The sequence below is a fragment of the Actinacidiphila sp. bgisy145 genome (assembly GCF_057708125.1).
Genome location: NZ_JBYIRL010000001.1, coordinates 428,988 through 447,639 on the forward strand (window position 1 = coordinate 428,988; position 18,652 = coordinate 447,639).

An 18,652-nucleotide genomic window follows, 5' to 3' on the forward strand; every position below is an offset into this window, starting at 1 on the left:
GCCGGCGGGCCGGCGGGGGAGCGGTCAGTGGTCGGTCGGTGCGGCGGGGCCGGGGGCGTCGGTGGCCGGGGTGGCCGCCGCCGCGGGGGAGGGGGCCGGTGCGGCCTCGGCCTCGCTGCGGGCCTGGTTGCCCGAGACCAGCCGCAGCGGCACCTCCTTCAGGCGGGTGGACAGCACGATCGCCGCCAGCAGCAGCACGGCCACGATCGTGAAGACCACGTCGCCGGCCGCGGAGAAGCCCGCGAAGAAGGGGTGGCTGAGCGGCTTGGCGAGGCTGCTCAGGAAGGACGTGTCGTCCAGGCCGCCGCCCAGGTGCTGGTGGAGCGCCGCGAGCTGGTCCGGGTGCGCCTTGGCGGCCGCCGTGAACGCCGGGTCGCCCGCCGCCTTCGTGTACTCGTGGCCGATCTTGGTGCCGGCCTGCGAGAAGAGCACGGACAGGAAGATCGCCGTCCCCAGGGTGCCGCCGATGGAGCGGAAGAACGTCGAGGACGCGGAGGCCACGCCCATGTCCTTGGCGGGCACGGCGTTCTGCATCGCCAGTACCAGGCTCTGCATGTTCAGGCCCAGGCCGATGCCGAAGACCGCCATGTAGATGTCGGTGTGCCACAGCGGGGTGTCCGCGCCGATGGTGGTCATCAGGCCCATGCCGATGACCATCAGCACCGACCCGACGACGGGGAAGATCTTGTAGCGGCCGGTGCGCGCGATGAGCCGGCCCGAGCCGAGCGAGGCGGACATCAGCCCGGCGACCATCGGCAGCATCAGCAGCCCGGACCGGGTCGGCGAGGCGCCCTTGACGATCTGGAGGTAGAGCGGCAGGACCGACATGCCGCCGAACATCGCCATACCGATGATGGCGACCTGCGCCGAGGCGACCGAGAAGGTGCTGCTCCTGAACAGCCGCAGCGGCAGCAGCGCGTCGTCGCCCATCCGGTGCTCGACCCACACGAACAGCGCCAGGCCCGCGGCGCCCAGGAAGTAGCAGACGAAGGCGCCGGCCGAGGCCCAGCCCCAGCTCTGCCCCTGTTCGGCCACGACCAGCAGCGGCACCAGGCCGAGCGCCAGCAGCGCCGAACCCCACCAGTCGATGCGCCGCTCGCGGCGGACGTGGTCCAGGTGCAGCACCTTGGCGATGACGACCAGCGCGAAGGCCGCGACGGGCACGTTGATGTAGAAGATCCACCGCCAGCCGGCGGTGCCCAGGAAGCTGTCGGTGCCGGAGAACAGCCCGCCCAGCACCGGGCCGAGCACGGAGGCACTGGCGAAGACCGCCATCATGTAGCCCTGGTAGCGGGCGCGCTCGCGCGGCGGGATGATGTCGCCGATCACCGCGAGCGCGAGCGGCATGATCCCGCCGGCGCCGATGCCCTGGAACGCGCGGAACACCGCCAGCTCGTACATCGACTGGGCCAGGCCGCACAGCGCCGAGCCGACGACGAAGAGCACTATGGCGAGCATGAACAGCCGCTTGCGGCCGTAGAGGTCCGACAGCTTGCCGAACAGCGGTGCGGAGATCGTCGAGGTGATCAGGAACGCGGTGGTCACCCACGCCTGCGCCGACAGGTCGTCCAGGTCGTTGCCGATCGTCTTGATCGCGGTCGAGACGATCGTCTGGTCCAGTGCGGCGAGGAACATGCCGAGGACCAGGCCGGACAGGATCGTGAGTATCTGCCGGTGGGTCAGTGCGCCGTCGGACGGCGCACCGGTCCGTCCGGGCGAGGTGGCGCTCATGCGCTGGTGCCTTCCTTCGCTTCGTTGCTCTTGTTGCCGTCGTTGCTGTCGTCGCCGCCGTGACCGGCGTCGCAGTTGCCGCTGCCGGCGCGCGGCGGCGCCGTGTCGGTCAGCCAGTGGGCGTGGGTGGTGTCGTAGGCGGCGGTGAAACGTTCCAGCTGCCGGGCGAACCGGCTGCACTCCTCGGCGGTCCAGTCGCTCACCACCTCCGCGAAGAAGGCCGCCCGGGCCCTCTCGTGCTCGGCGATCACCGCCTGGCCGGCGGCCGTGACCACCAGCAGGCTGGCGCGGCCGTCCACCGGGTCGGCGCGGCGCTCCAGCAGGCCGCGGCCCACGAGCGAGGCGACCTGGCGGCTGACCGTCGACAGGTCGGACTGGACGCACGCGGCCAGCGCGCTCGCCCGCAGCGGTCCCTCGGCCGCGGCGGTACGCAGCAGGATCTGCGTCGCGGAGTCCACGTCCTGGCTCGCCGAGGCCAGCAGCCGGGCCTTGGAGCGGCGTACGGTCCGCAGCAGTTCGACGACCGCGTGGGCGACCGACGCCACCGCCGGGTCCGCCTCTGCCGCCGGCTCCTCGCGGCCGCTGCCGCTGTCGTCCACCACGCGTGGCCACCTCCTCATCCGTCCATTATTTGTATAGCGCAAGTGCTTGCCATGAGCAAGTAATGCTCCCGGCGCCGCCCCCCGGGGCGTACCGGAACCGGCTGTCCGGCAGGTCAGCGCCGGTTCGCCCAGTCGGGCGCCCACGTGCCGGGCCCGCTGTGCGCCGGGGCCACCGCGGCCAGGTGGGCGCGCAGCGCGGCGAGCCCCGGGTGGGGGTCGCCGCGGCGCCACAGCAGGGAGTGCGGGTAGACCGGCACCGGATCGGTCACCGGGATACGGCGCAGGTCGTACCCCGCCGGCCAGACCAGCCGGGTGCGGGCACCCATGAAGGTGGCCAGCGCCGGGGTGTCCGCGACGGTGTCGAGCAGCGCGTCCGAACCGAAGTTCGGGCCGGTGGCCTCGATGGTCAGATCGTACGCGGCCAGCAGCGCGTCGTAGTACGCGGCCCACTCGGTGCCGGGCACGATGCCCGGCATCCAGATCCGCTGCCCGGCCAGCTGCGCCACGCTCACCGAGCGGGCCCCGGCCAGCGCGTGGCCGGGGCCGGTGAGCAGTTCGAGCGGCTCGTCGAGCACCCGGGCCGAATCGACGTCGTCCGGCAGCGGCCGGCCGGGCGCGGTGACCGCGCGGAAAGTCGCGTCGATGGCGCCGGACCGCAGGGACGCCACCGCGGTGTCCATGTCGAAGAGCATCAGCACGTCCAGCTCGACCTCGGGGTGCGCGCGGTGGAAGTCGCGCATCAGCCCCGACGCCGCGCCGCGCGAGGACAGCACGTCCACCCGCAGCCGCCCGCGCCCCGCGCCCACCGAGGCGACGGCGCGCGCGGCGGCCCGCAGCAGCTCGCGCGCGTGCGGCAGGAACGCCCGCCCGTCGATGGTGGGTTCGGCGCCCCGCGCGGTGCGGTCGAACAGCCGCACCCCGAGGGCCCGCTCCAGCGCCGCGATCCGCTTGGACACCGCCTGCTGGGTGACCCCCAGTTCGGCGGCGGCCTCCTGGAACCGCCCGGTGTCCGCGGCCGCCACGAACGTCCGCACGGTCTCGAGATCCATGCGGCCACACTAGGCCGTGCCTGACCACATCCCGGCCGGCCGGCCGGGCCCGGCAGGCACGCTCTCCCCGCGCCTTCGGCGGGAGGCGCCCCGGCGTTGCCCGTCGTCGGCGGGGGCCGCCGCGCTCAATTCCCCCAGTGCTTCGCCCGGGAGGGACCCCACCCTCCGCCCTGCGGTCGGGGGCACCTCCCATGCCGCAGGCCACGGGGGAGCACCAGGGCCTTGTCGGCCCCCGTCCCTCGGGCGGGACGGCGCCATCTGTCGGACCCGTCCTGGACGCCGCCCCCGGGCGCTTCGGCGGCGGTTGCGGGGCGCTGGGCTGGGAAGACCTCGCGGTGACAGGGAGTTGACGCTCCGACAGACAGCGGGGGAGCATCGTCGGTGTCCGCCGCGAGCACGACGTACCACGGGACGTACAGGGGGCCGGCGTATGCGATTCACCAGGCGGGAGAAGGCCCCGGTGCCGGGCGGCGTCCGCTTCCTGCGCACCGAGCGGACCGACCGCGCCACCTACCACGTGCACAGCGGGCCCGGCCGGGCGGCCGCACTGGAGTTCCTGCGCCGCACCCCGGTCCGGGACGAGCTGGTGTACACCGTCGTGGAGACCCCGGAGGGCACCTTCGGGCGCGACCTGATCTACATCTTCGACGAGGCCGACGGCGCCCTGATCGAGCTGGGCGTCCGCACCGCCGGCAGCACCCTCACCCCGTCGAGCACGCGCTGCGCCTGGTGCGAGCACACCGTGGTGCCCTACGACATCCCGCTCGACGACTGGACGCACGGCAGCGGGCCGCGCTCCTTGGACCCCGACGGCCTGGCCGGGCTGGTGCGGACCGGCGGCGGATTCGGCTGCGGGTCCTGCGCGCTGCTCCAGTGCGCCGTGTGCAGCGGCCTTTCGGCGCCCGACCGCGCTGCCGGGGTGCCCCACTGCCGCGCCTGCGGCCGGCGGCTGTCGGTGCACACCGTGCTGGGGGTCGGCGCCCGGGCGCCGCGCAGGGCCGCGCGCGGGCCGGCCGGCGGGGCCGGCGGCACCGTCACGCTGCCCGCGGACCCGCTCGGCGACGAACTGTGGGGCATGGCGCCGCTGCGGGTGCGCTGGAGCATCGACGTCACCGCGTTCCTCGCCGACACCCCGCTGCCGTACCTGTGGCCGGACAACGCCCGCTACCGCGAGTACATGGGCAGCCGGCGCAGCGCGCAGGCGCTGCTGCGGGAGAGCTGGACCAACGTCTTCCTGCACCACCCCAACCCCGACGTCGTCCGGCAGTGCCTGCGCGCCGCGCCGCCGCGCACCATGCTCAGCGTCAACTCCCTGGCGGACGTGCTGGAATCGCCCTCGTTCGAGCCGGAGCTGCGGGAGGAGGCCGCGCGGGCCTTCTGGGGGCTGCCGGAGGGCCTGGCCGGCCACGCGCTGGGCGTACTGCGCTCCCGCGGCATCGTCGTCTCCGGCTACGACAGCGACTCCGTGCACCTCGCGCTCGGCGCCCTGCGCGCCACCTGCCCGCCGGACCGGACCGGTTGGCTGGACGCCCAACTGGCGCGGCCCGAGGACGACTGACCCGGCGCGGCCTTCGCCGCCGGGCTGACGTGAGGGGCGCACGGAGCTGTCGCGCGCCGTGTGCAACGTTGTAAAGTCGGCTCGGCTCGAACGTGATCAGACGTGTACACCCCCCACCACCGTCTATCCAAGGAGGCGGTCATGCGCCGCGAGGCGTCCGGCCTTCCGCTGAGAACCCTGGGCAACATCGCCCTCGTCCTGCTGCTCACCGCACTGTGCTGCATGGGCCTGAAACCGTCGAGCGCGCACGCCGCCGCCGGTACGTTCCGCAACCCGCTGGGCACCAGCCCCGACCCGTACATGACCTACTACCAGGGCAACTACTACCTGGCCGCCACCGAGGGCGACGCGGTGCGGATCGCCGTCGCGCCGACCCTCGGGGAACTGCTCACCGCGCCGCGCGTCACCGTCTGGAAGGACACCGACGCCTCGCGGAACCAGCAGGTGTGGGCGCCGTCGTTCTACCTGATCAACGGGCACTGGTACATCTACTACACCGCCGACGACGGGGTGGACGACCACCACCGCCTCTACGTCGTGGAGTCCGAGGGCACGAATCCGCTCGGCCCCTACCACTTCAAGGCCGAACTCCAGCCGCCCAACGCGCCCGACGAGTGGGCGATCGACCCGGTGCTGCTGCGGCAGAGCGACAACAGCCTCTACCTGCTGTGGTCCGGCGCCGGCAGCGAGGGCCACAACCTGATCTACATCGCCCCGATGTCCGACCCGTGGACGGTCTCCGGCAACCGCGTCTACCTGCCCACCGCCGGCGGCTGCTCCACCATCCGCGAGGCCCCCTCGATCCTCCAGCACGGCAGCACCACCTACCTGGTGTACTCCACCTGCGACACCGGACTGCCGGACTACCAGCTGTGGATGCAGTCCATCCCGCAGAGTGCCGATCCGCTGCGACCGGCGAACTGGACCCAGCACTCCGGCGCCGTGTTCTCCCGCAACGACTCCACCGGCGTGTGGGGCCCGGGCTCCAACGGCTTCTTCAAGAGCCCGGACGGCACCCAGGACTGGATCGTCTACCACGGCAAGAACACCTCGGACTACACCTACACCGGGCGCACCACCCGCGCGCAGAAGATCAGCTGGAATGCCGACGGCACCCCGAACTTCGGGTCCCCGCTGGCCGCCGGCGCCACCCAGGACCTGCCCTCCGGCGACCCCGGCGGCGGCCCGTACTGGATCAACGACACCAACAGCAGCAGCGGCGCGGGCTCCGTCGCCTACACCGGCGCCTGGAACTCCGGCTCCGGGTGCGGCGTCCAGTGCTTCTGGGGCGACGACCACTGGAGCGCGACCACCGGCGCCACCGCCACCTGGACGTTCACCGGCACCCGGATCGCCCTGCTGTCGGTACGCGACACCGGCAACGGCATCGCCGCCTTCTCCGTGGACGGCGGCGCCGAGACCACCAGCGACTACTACGGCCCGATCCGCATGGGCGAGCAGCTGAACTACGTCAGCCCCGAACTGCCCTACGGCACCCACACGCTGCGGGTGCGGGTGACCGGCGACAAGGACGCCTCCTCGGGCGCCGCGTACGTCTCCATCGACCGCGCGGAGGTGTACACCAACTGACCGCGGGTGTCGGGCCGTCCACCGGGCGGCCCGACACCCGGCGCCGCTCAGTCGCCGAGGACCAGCCGCTCCAGCGCCGCCCGCGCCCGCGCGTCCGAGCGGGCCCGCGCCGCCAGCGCCGCGGCCAGTTCGGCGACCCACGCGTCCAGCGCGACCGGCGTACGGGACAGCACCACCCCGCGCACCACCGTGGCCACCTCGCCCTGCGGCCGCCCCTGCGTCAGCGTGAGCGTCAACCGCCGGTCGTCCAGGGCGACATCGAGCTTCTCCAGCCGGCCCGCCCGCCCCGCGAGCCGGTCGCCCACGGTCCGCCTGCGCGCCAGGGCCACCGCACCGGGCGGCAGCGCGTCGGCCAGCGACCCGGTGAGCACCTTCGCGTACAGCTCCAGATCCGCCGCGTCCCGCCGCAGCGCGGCTGCCAGCACCTCGATCGACGCGCCCGAGTCCGGCCCCGCGCCGCCGTCCTGGTCCCGCGCCGGCTCTCGCTCGCTCATGGCTCTTCCCCACTCCCAGATGTCGTACGGTCCGCCGGATGCCGGGCCGGGTCAGCCGTCCAGGCCCAGCACCATGGTGGGCCGCTCGATCTCGTGGTCGGGGCGCAGCGGCCGGACCGCCGTGCCGATCGAGAAGAACTCCGTGGTGTGGCCGCCCCAGCGGTGGTTGTGCGCGTTGAGCTGCACCCCGACCACCCCCTCCGCCTGCAGCGCCTCCGCCTCGGCCTGCATGCGCGCCATGGCCAGCTCCCGGGCGTCGTAGAGGGCCTGGGTGAACTGCTCGATCTCCACGTTCCGGCCCATGTTCGACACCACCGAGCCCATCTTCTGGTGCGCGATGTGGTAAACGCAGGTGCCCATCACCATCCCGAGCGGCGCGTAGCCGGCCCGGATCAGCGTCCAGAAGTCCTGACCCGACAGGTCCGAGGTGAACGGCTGCCCCTTGTTGTTGCGCCAGGTCCCGCCGCCGGGAGGCGCCGCGTCGCCCCTGACCGCGGTGCCGATCGCGATGAACTCCGCGACGTCCTTGCCGAACTCCCGTGCCTCCACGGTCAGTCGGACCCCCACGATGCCGTCGGCACCCAGCGCCGCCGCTTCGGCCTCCATCCGGGACATCGCCAGCTCCCGGGCGTGGTACATCGCCTGGCTGAGGGTGTCCAGCTCCTGGTTCCTGCCCCAGCGGCCCAGCTGGATGCCGACGTGGTAGATGGAGCTGCCGAGCACCAGGCCGATCGGTGTGAAGCCGGCCTCCCGCACCAGCAGGAACTCGTTCACCGACAGGTCGCTGGTGAAGATCGACCCCGGGCGTCCGGGCGTCAGCTCCGACAACCGGCGCATCGCGTCCGCGGGAACACCGTCGGCGCCCGGCTGCTGGTTCGTCATGTCAAGTACCCCTCGTGAGACGTGCGGTGGTGCGGTGCGGCCCTTGGGACGGGTGCGGCCGTGCGTGGCGGCCGGGCGGTGCGCGGCGGTGCGCGTGCGCGGTCCGGGTGAGCGGTCCGCGCGGGCGGTGTGCGCGGATCGCCGCCGTCGAAGCCGGCTAACCGTCGAACTCGTGGATCTCCTCGACCAGCCGCCGGTACTGCGCGTTGTCCACGTACGGGCTGGCGGCGGCCGTCGCCAGCCGCCTGCGCAGCTTCGCGCCGCGGTCGCCCAGCGGCAGCACCGACAGCGTCCGCGGCGGCGGCGTGCGGACCTGGAAGCGCGCGATGCTGGTACCCACCATCGTGGCCTCCGCGATGTGGTCCTCCTGGTCGCTCCTGTTCGACCGGAAGCACTTCTCCGACCACACCCGCAGGTCGCCGGCGGCCATCACGACGCCGTCACCGCCGCACCGGGCGGCCTGCGCGCCGAGCTGCTGCCGCGCGTCGGACCGCACACCGTGCACCAGGTCGCTCCAGCCGCGCATCTCCACGTTGCGCCAGGAGTACGCCTGCGAGGTGGTCCGGTAGTCGTCGTGCCGCACCCCGACGGACATGCCCACCAGCAACCCCACCGGCACCCACCCGGCGCCGAGCAGCTTCGCGAACCCCTGCCCGTCCAGGTGCGAGGTGAACGGCTGCCGCGCGTGCCGGCCGCCCCGCGCCCGGACCGCCGTGCCGATCACCTTGAACTCCAGGCTGCCGGCGCTGCCGACGAACGGCGCCATGGTCAGCGCCGCGGACACCACGCCGTCGCCCCCCAGCGCGCGGCACTCCGCCGTCATCCGGTCCAGCGCGGTCCGCCGGGCCCGGTCGAAGACCTCGACGAGCGCGCGCGACGGGGCACCGCCGCCCGACAGCGCGACCGGCGCGTCCTGACGCGAGGTGCGGTAGAGGTAGCGGGCACCGGCGTACTGGCAGTCGTGGTAGCCCCAGTACCGGCCGGCGCGGCCGATCCGGAAGACCGCCGAGCCCATCACCTGGCCGACCGGCTCGAAACCGACCGAGCGGATCGCGGCGAACTCGCCGGTGGACAGCGCGGACGTCCAGGTCCCGCTCCGTTCCGCCGACGCCAACCGCTCGGCCGCGGCGGGCGGCAGGCCCCCACTGCTCCATGGCTCGGACATGGGTCCCCCGTCTCCCGTCAGGCGCGCAGCACTGCTCTGCCCTGAACTTTAGGGCCTCCGCGCGCGCGGCGCCCACGGGCCCGCGCCGTTCCGCACCACCCCCTGCCGCCCCGGCCCGCCACCGCCGCCGGGCTCAGTACGGGTTGCCGATCCGCCAGCCGTCGGCGATCAGCGCGGCCACGGGCGGGTACTCCGCCGGGGCGCGGCGCGGGTGGCGCCACATGTACAGCCGGGCCGGCACCAGGACGGCCAGCAGCGCCGCGGCCATGAAGGCGGCGACGACCAGCGCGCCGTAGCGGTGCACCGTCAGCGCCGCCAGCGCGCCGCAGAACGCCATGAAGCCCACGAAGCCGCCGCCGGCCCTGAGCACCCTGCCGTACACCGCGTACGCCACGTTGGTCCGGCGGCAGCGCGCGCAGCGCGGCACGACCACCTCCCGGGCGCTCCAGCGGTACTGGTGCCCCACGACGACGAAGCGCGTGCGCACGTCCCGGCTCAGCCGCACCCGGTGCGCGGCGTCCGGCCGCGCGGGCGCGGTACGGCAGTTCCAGCACATCGTCCGCTCGCCCATCGCCCGCTCCCTTCCGGCCGGCGCCCACGACACGGCCGGCGCGCGGACAAGTGTGGCGCGCCGCGGTCGTGACGGGTCCCGACACCGGCCCGGGACCGTACGGCGCGGAAGGCGGCCCCACGGTCCAGGCCCTACCGCGCGTACGCCCGGACGGCGACCACATGGGCGTGCCGCGCGCCGTACACGGCGTCCACGGCGATCCGCAGCGCGCCGGTCCGCAGCGGCTGCGCGAACCGGTGGACGCGGTGGCGGCGGCGGTTGCCGCGCACGGTCTGCACCGTCTGCCACTGCCCGTCCTCGCCGCGCGCCAGCAGCCGGTAGTCGCGGACCAGTTCGGGCATCACCTCGAACGGCGTGCGGTGCCGGTGCAGGTTGTTGAGGTACTCGTCCACGTCGTCGTCGAACACCACCTGGACGGTGCGCAGTTCGGCCGGCTCGTCCCACTCCAGCTGGAGCCACTCGCCGGTCGGGTCCGCGTCGCCCAGCGCGGCCGAGGACCACATCTGCGGCCCGCCGTAAGGGCGTTGGTAGCCGCCGACGGCCTTGTCCGGCGCGAACGCGGCCGTGGCGGGCTCGGCGCGGAAGCAGAAGGAGCGGCGGCGCAGCTCGCGCGCGGACCACTCCAGCACGCTCTGCCCCTCCTCCTCGGGGATGTCGTGGTCCACGGCGGCGTCGCCCTCGGCCCGGCGGCGCAGCGACAGCGCCCCGTCCACCCGCCCGTCCCACAGGTGCAGTGCGGTGCCCGGCCGGGCGCGGACGACGACCACCACGTTCTGCGGCCGCTCGGGCCGGTGGCCGAAGTGGGCGCGCACCCAGTGCGGGCCGCCGGGCGGCACCGGCACGGTGGCGGTGGCCAGGTGGTCGGCCGGCACCCCGTTCTCCGGCAGCCCGGTGCCCCACAGCTCCACCGTCAGCTCGGTGCCGCCCGGCTCCTCGGTGCGGGCCAGCAGCTCCACCGCGTCCAGCGCCGGGTCGGCCGGCAGCAGCAGCGCCACGTCCCGGGTGAGCGGGTAGGGCTCGGCGTCCGCGTCCGGCGGCGTGCCGAGCACGTTCTGCGCGGAGGACGCGGTGACGCGGGCGGTACGGGCGAGGTCGGCGTCGTCGGTGTTCTTCACGCCGATCACGGAGGCGTCCTGGCGCAGCAGCGTCTGCGCCATCAACTCCAACCGTTCGTGGGCGAGTTGCCGTGGGGTGAGGCGGTGGGTGACGCACAGCGAGGCGGCGGTGCCGGCCGCCTCGCCCAGCGTCGCGCAGGTCGCCATGACCCGGGTCGCGCCGAAGGCGATGTGCGTGGCGGAGATGTTCCGCCCGGCGAAGAGCAGATTGCCGACGTTCGCCGAGTACAGGCTGCGCAGCGGGATGTGGAAGACGCCGTCGGCGTAGCGCTGGCGGGCGCCGGGCTCGTCCGCGTACATGCCCTGCACCGGGTGCAGGTCCACCGACCAGCCGCCGAACGCGATCCGGTCGTCGAACTGCCGCTGGCCGAGGATGTCCTGCTGGGTGAGGGTGTGGTCGCCGACGAAGCGGCGGTACTCCCGCTTGCCGGGCAGCGAGCCGACCCACTCCAGCGTCAGGTGGTCCGCGTCGAACTCCCCGGAGTTCTTGATGTGGTCCCACACCCCCATGACCACCGACTGCAACTCGTCGCGGATGCGCTCGTTGTCGTGGACGGTGTCCAGCTCGCCGCCCCACTCGATCCACCAGTAGTCGCAGCCGTTGTCGCCGGTGCGCAGCACCCGGTTGCGCAGGATCGGCGTGGTGGACAGGTCCTTGGCGTACGAGGGCGGCACGAACTTCACCGGGCGGCCCGCGTCCTTGGTGGAGAACAGGATCGTGGAGCCGAGCAGCGCCTGGTCGGCGACCTCCGGGGCCCAGCTCTCGCCGTACTGCGAGCGCGCCTCGCGGCCGATCCGGTAGCGGGCGCCGGCCAGGTGGCCGACCAGGCCGTCCCCGGTGCAGTCCAGGAACTGGGCGGCGCGGAAGACGGTGGTGCGCTCGGCGCCCATGGTCCAGCCGGTGACCGAGCGTACGGTCCGCGCGTCCTGCGGGCCGTCCGCCGCCACCTGCCGCACGTCGGTGTTGAGGAACAGGTCCACCAGCGGCTCGGCGAGCACCGCGTCCAGCACGACCTGGTCCCAGTAGTGCGGGTTGCCCTCGGGGTTGCGGTACTGGTTCTCGGTGTACAGCTCGCCCATGATGCCGGTCTCGCGGGCGTAGCGGTGCACGCCGTGCGCGGTCGCCCCGCACACCCACACCCGCACCTCGCTGCTGGAGTTGCCGCCCAGCACCGGGCGGTTGTGCACCAGCGCGACGCTGCTGCCCAGCCGGGCCGCGGCCACCGCCGCGCACACCCCGGCCAGCCCGCCGCCGACCACCACGATGTCGTACGTGCGCTCCTCAGCGAGCACCGACGGCCTCCGTCCCGGCTGCGGCGGCCGCCAACTGCTGCGGCAGCCACCTGAGTTGGCGCAGCACCTGGAAGGGCCCGCCGCCCTCGTGGCCGTTGAAGGGGTAGACCTCGATCGACTTGGCGGCGGCGCCGTAGGCGTTGAAGGCCGCGAAGACCGTGGAGGGCGGGCAGGTCTGGTCCTCCTGGGCGACGGAGAACAGCGCGGGCGCGGTGGCGCGCGCGGCGAAGTGCACCCCGTCGAAGTACGCCAGCGTGCGGAAGGCGGCCTCGGTGTGGTCGCGGTGCGCGCTCAGGTAGGCGGCGATCTCGCGGTACGGGCCCTGGGCCGCGACCGCGAGGGCCCGCGGGTAGTGGCACAGGAAGGGCACGTCCACCGCGACCGCGGCGAGGTCGGGGACCAGCCCGGCGACGGCCAGGGTGATGCCGCCGCCCTGGCTGCCGCCGGCAGCCGCGACCCGGGCGGGGTCCACCCGCGGGTGGCTGCGCACCGCCTCCACCGCGCGGACGGCGTCGGTGAACAGCCGCCGGTAGTAGTAGGCGTCGCGGTCGAGGATGCCGCGGGTCATCTGGCCGGGGTAGGCCGGCCCGCCGCCCACCGGGTCGGGGGTGTCGCCGACCGAGCCGCCGCTGCCCTGGCCGCGGGAGTCCATCACGAAGCACGCGAAGCCGGCCGCGGGCCACACCAGGTGCTCGTGCGGCAGGCCGCGCCCGCCGTTGTAGCCGATGTACTTCACCACCGCCGGCAGCGGTCCCTCGGTGTGGGCCGGCAGCAGCAGCCAGCCCCTGACCGGGTGGCCGCCGTATCCGGCGAACGTGGCGTCCAGCACCTCGACCCCGGTCAGCGGAGCGTCGAACGGCGTGAAGCGCGCGTCGAGGGCGGTGGTGCGGGCCTCGGCCAGGGTGGCGGCCCAGAAGGCGTCGAAGTCGTCGGGCTCCGGCTGGTCCGGGCGGTACCGGCGGAGTTCTTCCAGCGGCAGGTCGAATTGGGGCATCGCGGGCTCTCTGTCGGGTCCGGCCCCGGGTGGGGCGCCGGCGCGTGCGGGCGGTTGGGCGGTCCGCCTCGGAACGCTAGGAGTAAGCGCTTTCCAAGTCAATGGCGCAGCGCAGCGGGTATGTGCGGGGCGCCGGGGTCGCTTGCCCATAGAGGGCGCTTTCTGGCAGCGTGCGGCGGGCCCCAGCCCCAGTCGGCCCGCCCGGCCGCCGACCCCGCACGGAGACACCGATGGACCGCCCGACCCCGCCGCGCACCCACCCCTTCGCCTTCGACCCGACCTACGGCCACGACCTGGACGCCCTGCTGGCCGTACCCGCCCCCGGCAACGAACCGCCCGACTTCGCCGCCTTCTGGCAGGAGCTGTACGCGCGCGCCCGGGCCGTGGCGGTCGACGCGCGGATCGAGGAGCGCCTGCCCGCGGGCCGGCCGGGCGAGCCCGGCCCGGACGGGCCGGCCCCGGCCGCCCTGGAGGCGTACCGGATCAGCTACACCTCGCTCGGCGGCGTACGGCTCGGCGGCTGGCTCACCCTGCCGGCCGGCGCCGAACCCACCCGCGCCGCGGTGCTCACCCACGGCTACGGCGGCCGCGCCGCGCCGGACCCCCGGGTGCCGATCGACGGGGCCGCCGTCCTCCAGCCCTGCCTGCGCGGCCTGCCCGCCCTCAGCGAACTGCCGCAGATCGGCACCCCGCACGTCGTGCAGGGCCTCGCCTCACGCGAGACCTACGTGCACGGCGGGTGCGCCGCCGACATCTGGTGCGCCGCCACCGCCCTGCACGAACTGCTCCCCGCCACCCGCGGACTGCGCCTGGACTACCTCGGCGGCAGCTTCGGCGGCGGCATCGGCGCGCTCGCCCTGCCCTGGGACGACCGCTTCGCCTCCGGCCACCTCACCGTCCCCAGCTTCGGCAACCACCCGCTGCGCGTCGGCCTGGAGTGCCTCGGCAGCGGCTCCCACATCCGCGCCCGCCACCTCGCCGACCCGTCCGTCCTCGACGTCCTCGCCTACTTCGACGCCGCCACCGCCGCGCGCCACCTGCGCATCCCCGTCCACGTCGGCGCCGCCCTCTTCGACGCCTACGTGCCGCCGCCCGGCCAGTTCGCCGTCCACAACGCCCTGGCCGGCCCCAAGCAGTTGTACGTCATGCCCTTCGGCCACTTCTTCGACCACCCCGACGACGCCGCCGAGCACGCCCGCCTCCAGAGCGCGGTCCGCGCCTTCTTCGCCGAGCCCGCCGCCTGCGCGGCCTGACGTCCCCCCAGCCGTGCGGCGCCCGGGGGGCGGTGACGGAGTGTCACCATCGGGCGGTCGGGGCAGGTGGGCGGCGCGGTGCGGGGCGGCCGGGGAGGGGTCTGGACGGCGATTGCGTATATGAACAACGAACTGCACTGTGAACTCAAGGGGGTTGGAGGCGTCATTACAACGTGAGAGATGGTCAGTTCCCAGCCTCTTCTTCACATGGATGAACCGCGGCCGGCCGGTGATTCTTCGTCGCGCGTCTTGACCGCCTCGCCCGCACCGCTCCACACTGAGCGTCATTCCGGCCGTCCCCCCTTCACGGCCGCCACGGCGCACCACCGTCACGCGCACGTCCTCCGCACCTCTCCCCACCAGCGAACACCGCCGCTCGCCCCGGCGCCGCGCGCACCCTTCGCTGCCCCGCAACGAGACGAGGAGCACCCCCCATGACAGGAATCAGCCGTCGTGTCTTCATCCGGGCCGCGGGAGTCGGCTCGGCCGCCCTGGCCCTGCCGCTGGCGGGCGCCGCGGGACCGGCGGGAGCCGCGGACGCGGCCGCGGCCAAGCCGCGGGTCCTGTCGGGCACCGTCTCCGCGTCCGGCGCCTGGACGGTGCGGGCGAGCGCGCTGGGCTGGACCTTCGGCGGCTCGGTCGGCGCGGCCACCGCCATCACCACCGCGTCCGGGACCGACGCGCTGGGCGCCTGGACCGAGACGACGTTCACCTTCCAGTCCGGCGCGCGCAAGGGCGGCATCCGCGTCTACGACGCCGCCTCGGCGGTGGTCTTCACCGACACCTACGTCAAGGCCGCCGCCAACGCCACGGCCTTCCCGACGTTCACCGCCTACCCGGACCTCGCCCACCAGGTCAGCCACGCCGACTGCTTCGGCGCCTACCAGTTCAACACCTTCGCCGGCGCCTCCGACAGCCCCTGGGTCTACTTCGACGACTCCGGCAACGCCTTCGTGCTGTCCGCGGCCGACCACTTCCAGGAGGCGCGGACCAGCAAGGCGTCCGACGGCTCCATCGCGGCCGGCGTGGTCACCGCCGTCGGCAGCCTGCCGGCCGGCTACACCCGCAGAACCATCCTGACCACGAAGAACGGCGTCGGCGCCGCCTACCGCGCCTGGGGCGCCGCGATCCGCACGCTGGCCGGCAAGACCGTGCCGGCCAACGACACCGGCATCGTGCTGAGCACCCTGGGCTACTGGACCGACAACGGCGCCGACTACTACTACAAGTACGACGAATCCAAGGGCTACACCGGCACCCTGCTCGCGGTGCGCGACGAATGGGCCGCGCAGAAGATCCCGATGGGCTACATGCAACTGGACAGCTGGTGGTACCCCAAGGGCCCGAACGGCGACTGGAACGACCTGCCCGACGGCACCTCGCTGTACGAGGCGGACGCGGACCTGTTCCCCGAGGGCCTCGCCGCCTTCCGCAAGGACCTCGGCCTGCCCCTGGTCACGCACGCCCGGTGGATGGACGCCTCCAGCCCGTACCACGAGGACTACGCGTTCTCCAACAACGTTGTCATCGACCCGGGTTGGTGGCAGGACATCATGGCCTACCTCAAGGAGGGCGGTGTCGTCGTCTACGAGCAGGACTGGCTGTGCAACAACGCCAAGCCCGCCGAGAACCTCACCGACGCCGACGCGTTCTTCGACAACATGGCCCACCAGGCCGCCGTCAACGGCATGGACCTCCAGTACTGCATGGCGCTGCCGCGCGACTACCTGCAAAGCGTCCGCTACCAGAACCTCACCACGATCCGGGTCAGCGGCGACCGCTTCGACCGGCCCAAGTGGGACCAGTTCCTGTACGACGCGCAGTTCGCCGCGTCGCTGGGCATCTGGCCCTGGGTCGACGTGTTCCTGAGCGGCGAGACGAACAACCTGCTGCTGGCGAACCTGTCGGCCGGCCCGGTCGGCGTCGGCGACGCGCTGGGCAAGGTCGACGCCGGCAACCTCTTCCAGGTGGCCCGCGCCGACGGGATCATCGTCAAACCGGACAGCCCGATCGTGCCCACCGACGCGACCTACGTCGCCGAGGCGGCCGGGAAGAACCCCGCGATGGTCGCGACCGCCCACGTCCAGCACGCCGGCGGCCTCGGCTACGGCTACGTCTTCGCCTACGCCCGCCAGACCCCCGCCCCCACCACGGTCTACCAGGCCGAGAGCGCCACCCTGTCCGGGGCGGTGGTCGGCAGCGACAACTCCGGCTACAGCGGCAGCGGCTACGCGGACTACCAGCACGACTCCGGCGACTACGTCGAGTGGACCGTGACGGCGCCCGCGGCCGGCACCTACACGCTCCAGTTCCGGTACGCCAACGCCGCGTTCACCGACCGCCCGCTGGCCGTCTCGGTCAACGGCGGCGCCGCGAAGTCCCTGTCCTTCCCCTCCACCGGCTGGTGGAACGCGTGGACGGTCGTCGGCATGACGACCACGCTCACCCAGGGCAGCAACACCGTGCGGGCGACCGCCACCGGCGCCAGCGGCGGCAACATCGACTGGCTCGGCGTCACCCGGGGCACCGCCGCCACCGGCCCGACCCAGAGCGCGTCCTTCACGCTCGCCGAGGCCGGCGTCAGCGGCAAGGCGTACGCCTACGACTACTTCGGGCACACCGGCGCCCTCGTCGCCGCGGGCGGCAGCGTCACGGCCACCGTCAGCACCGGCACCTACTGGGTGGTCGCCCCGGTCGGCCCGTCCGGCATCGCGTTCCTCGGCGACGCCGGCAAGTTCGTCGCCCACGGCGACCAGCGCATCGCGCACCTCAGCGACGACGGGACGGTGCGCACCACCGTCGCCTTCGCCGCCGGCGAGGGCCCGATCACCCTGCACGGCTACGCGCCGAGCAAACCGGTGGCCACCGCGTCCACCGGCAGCGTCGGCGCCGTCGGCTACACCGCGTCCACCGGGCTGTTCACGGTGGCGGTCACCGCGGGCGCGGACCACCAGGCCGTGGTCGCGCTCGCCCTCTGAACACGCGGCAGGACCGCACAGACGGTGGCACCCGCGGGTACCACCGCAGCACCCCCCTTGTACGACCAGCGGTCCGCGGCCGCCCGCCCCGCCCGCGGGCGCCCGCGCACCGGTGCCGCACCACCCCGCCCCCGACGGAAGGTGAGGACTGGCGATGAAAAGACTCCTCGCGGCGGCCGCGGCGGCAGCCGCCGCGCTGCTCGCCGCGGCCGGCGTACTCGCGCCGAACGCACTGGCCGCCGCCCCGGCGGCCGCACCCGCCTCCGCCGCCCAACCGGCGGCCCTGCGGGTGATGCCGCTGGGCGACTCGATCACCTGGGGCGTCGGCAGCAGCGCCGGCAACGGCTACCGCGTCCCGCTGCGCGACGAACTCACCGGCGAGGGCCACACCCTGGACTACGTCGGCGGCCTCCAGAGCGGCAGCATGGCCGACCCGGACAACGAAGGCCACCGCGGCTGGCGGATCGACCAGATCGCCGGCATCGCCGACGCCACGCTCAGCATCTACCGGCCGAACGTCATCACGCTGATGATCGGCACCAACGACCTCAACCAGGCCTACGAGGTCTCCACCGCCACGCAGCGGCTGCACGACCTGGTCGACCGGATCACCGCCGACGACCCGGGCGTCACTGTGCTGCTCGCCACGCTGATCGTGTCCACCAACTCCATCGAGGAGCCCTACCGGCCGGCGTTCAACGCCGACGTGCCCGGCATCGCCCGCGCCGAGCAGGCGGCCGGCAAGCACGTCCGCTACGTCAACATGGGCGCCCTGACCACCGCCGACCTGTCGGACGCGCTGCACCCCGACGACGCCGGCTACCAGAAGATGGCCGACGCCTTCGACACCGGCATCCAGGCCGCCGACGCGGCCGGCTGGATCACCGCCCCCGGCGCCGACGGCACCGTCCACTCCGGCCTCAGCGGCCTGTGCCTCAACGACGACCACGCCAGGACCGACAACGGCACCCCGATCGAGATCCGCGGCTGCAACCGGACCAACGCGCAGTGGTGGACCCGGCGCAGCGACGGCACCCTCCAGATCTACGGCAAGTGCGTGGACGCCGCCGACGGCGGCACCGCCGCCGGCACCCTGGTGCAGCTCTACGACTGCAACGGCACCGCCGCGCAGGTCTGGCAGCCGTACGGCGGCGGCTACCGCAACCCGCAGTCCGGCCGCTGCCTGGACGACCCCGGCTCCAGCACGGTGGACAACACCCAGCTCCAGCTGTGGGACTGCAACGGCACCGACGCCCAGCAGTGGACCGCCCTCCCGGTCACCTGACCCGCCCCCGCGCCATCCGAATAGGGAGGGGCCGCCGCGGCCGAGAGCCGGTCGCGGGGGACCCGCGCCGCCACCACGTCTGCCGCTCCTCC

14 protein-coding genes are annotated in these 18,652 nt (G+C 73.8%); 5 read left to right on the forward strand and 9 right to left on the reverse strand.

Translation table 11 applies throughout. The features are described 5' to 3' along the window. Window positions 1-24: 24 nt before the first annotated feature. From AC3ERT_RS01695 to AC3ERT_RS01705, 3 genes are all read right to left on the reverse strand, one after another. The gene (locus AC3ERT_RS01695) at window positions 25-1,731 is read right to left on the reverse strand and encodes an MDR family MFS transporter (protein WP_435172318.1); all 1,707 of its coding nucleotides are present in this window, start codon (window positions 1,729-1,731) and stop codon (window positions 25-27) included. Beyond that, window positions 1,728-2,333 (reverse strand): MarR family winged helix-turn-helix transcriptional regulator, encoded by a 606-nt coding sequence (locus AC3ERT_RS01700; protein WP_435172319.1) that lies wholly within the window; start codon window positions 2,331-2,333, stop codon window positions 1,728-1,730. The genes AC3ERT_RS01695 and AC3ERT_RS01700 overlap by 4 nt, the downstream gene beginning before the upstream one ends. Window positions 2,334-2,446: 113 nt before the next feature. Further along, window positions 2,447-3,382 carry a LysR family transcriptional regulator gene (locus tag AC3ERT_RS01705; protein ID WP_335972715.1) on the reverse strand — a complete coding sequence of 312 codons (936 nt, stop codon included), beginning with the start codon at window positions 3,380-3,382 and terminating at the stop codon, window positions 2,447-2,449. A gap of 430 nt (window positions 3,383-3,812) precedes the next feature. Between AC3ERT_RS01705 and AC3ERT_RS01710 the strand changes: the two genes are divergently transcribed. Beyond that, window positions 3,813-4,940 (forward strand): hypothetical protein, encoded by a 1,128-nt coding sequence (locus tag AC3ERT_RS01710; RefSeq protein ID WP_435172320.1) that lies wholly within the window; start codon window positions 3,813-3,815, stop codon window positions 4,938-4,940. A 141-nt stretch (window positions 4,941-5,081) separates the two neighbouring features. Then, entirely contained in the window at window positions 5,082-6,530 is a 1,449-nt protein-coding gene (locus AC3ERT_RS01715; RefSeq protein WP_435172321.1) for a glycoside hydrolase family 43 protein, read from the forward strand. A 47-nt stretch (window positions 6,531-6,577) separates the two neighbouring features. Here the strand turns inward: AC3ERT_RS01715 and AC3ERT_RS01720 are convergent, their stop codons facing one another. The 6 genes from AC3ERT_RS01720 to AC3ERT_RS01745 all read right to left on the reverse strand — a co-directional run bounded on the left by AC3ERT_RS01720 (window position 6,578) and on the right by AC3ERT_RS01745 (window position 13,044). Next, window positions 6,578-7,024: a hypothetical protein gene (locus AC3ERT_RS01720; RefSeq protein ID WP_335972705.1), complete on the reverse strand. Its 447-nt coding sequence runs from the start codon at window positions 7,022-7,024 to the stop codon at window positions 6,578-6,580. 51 nt (window positions 7,025-7,075) lie between these two features. After that, window positions 7,076-7,906, reverse strand: coding sequence for a heavy metal-binding domain-containing protein (locus tag AC3ERT_RS01725; RefSeq protein WP_435172322.1), 831 nt, complete (start codon window positions 7,904-7,906; stop codon window positions 7,076-7,078). Between the two features lie 157 nt (window positions 7,907-8,063). After that, the gene (locus AC3ERT_RS01730) at window positions 8,064-9,071 is read right to left on the reverse strand and encodes a heavy metal-binding domain-containing protein (RefSeq protein WP_435172323.1); all 1,008 of its coding nucleotides are present in this window, start codon (window positions 9,069-9,071) and stop codon (window positions 8,064-8,066) included. A 133-nt stretch (window positions 9,072-9,204) separates the two neighbouring features. Further along, window positions 9,205-9,642, reverse strand: a complete 438-nt coding sequence (locus AC3ERT_RS01735) for a hypothetical protein (protein ID WP_435133522.1) — start codon at window positions 9,640-9,642, stop codon at window positions 9,205-9,207. A 131-nt stretch (window positions 9,643-9,773) separates the two neighbouring features. Continuing rightward, entirely contained in the window at window positions 9,774-12,050 is a 2,277-nt protein-coding gene (locus tag AC3ERT_RS01740) for an FAD-dependent oxidoreductase (protein WP_435172324.1), read from the reverse strand. Next, window positions 12,040-13,044 (reverse strand): acetylxylan esterase, encoded by a 1,005-nt coding sequence (locus AC3ERT_RS01745; protein ID WP_435133528.1) that lies wholly within the window; start codon window positions 13,042-13,044, stop codon window positions 12,040-12,042. The genes AC3ERT_RS01740 and AC3ERT_RS01745 overlap by 11 nt, the downstream gene beginning before the upstream one ends. Window positions 13,045-13,274: 230 nt before the next feature. On the opposite strand from AC3ERT_RS01745, the gene AC3ERT_RS01750 reads away from it, so the two are divergent. The 3 genes from AC3ERT_RS01750 (at window position 13,275) to AC3ERT_RS01760 (ending at window position 18,560) form a co-directional block, all read left to right on the forward strand. Further along, on the forward strand, window positions 13,275-14,297 hold the full coding sequence (locus AC3ERT_RS01750; RefSeq protein ID WP_435172325.1) for an acetylxylan esterase: 1,023 nt from the start codon (window positions 13,275-13,277) through the stop codon (window positions 14,295-14,297). Between the two features lie 434 nt (window positions 14,298-14,731). Then, on the forward strand, window positions 14,732-17,275 hold the full coding sequence (locus tag AC3ERT_RS01755; RefSeq protein WP_435172326.1) for a CBM35 domain-containing protein: 2,544 nt from the start codon (window positions 14,732-14,734) through the stop codon (window positions 17,273-17,275). 154 nt (window positions 17,276-17,429) lie between these two features. After that, on the forward strand, window positions 17,430-18,560 hold the full coding sequence (locus AC3ERT_RS01760) for a ricin-type beta-trefoil lectin domain protein (protein ID WP_435172327.1): 1,131 nt from the start codon (window positions 17,430-17,432) through the stop codon (window positions 18,558-18,560). Window positions 18,561-18,652 lie beyond the last annotated feature (92 nt).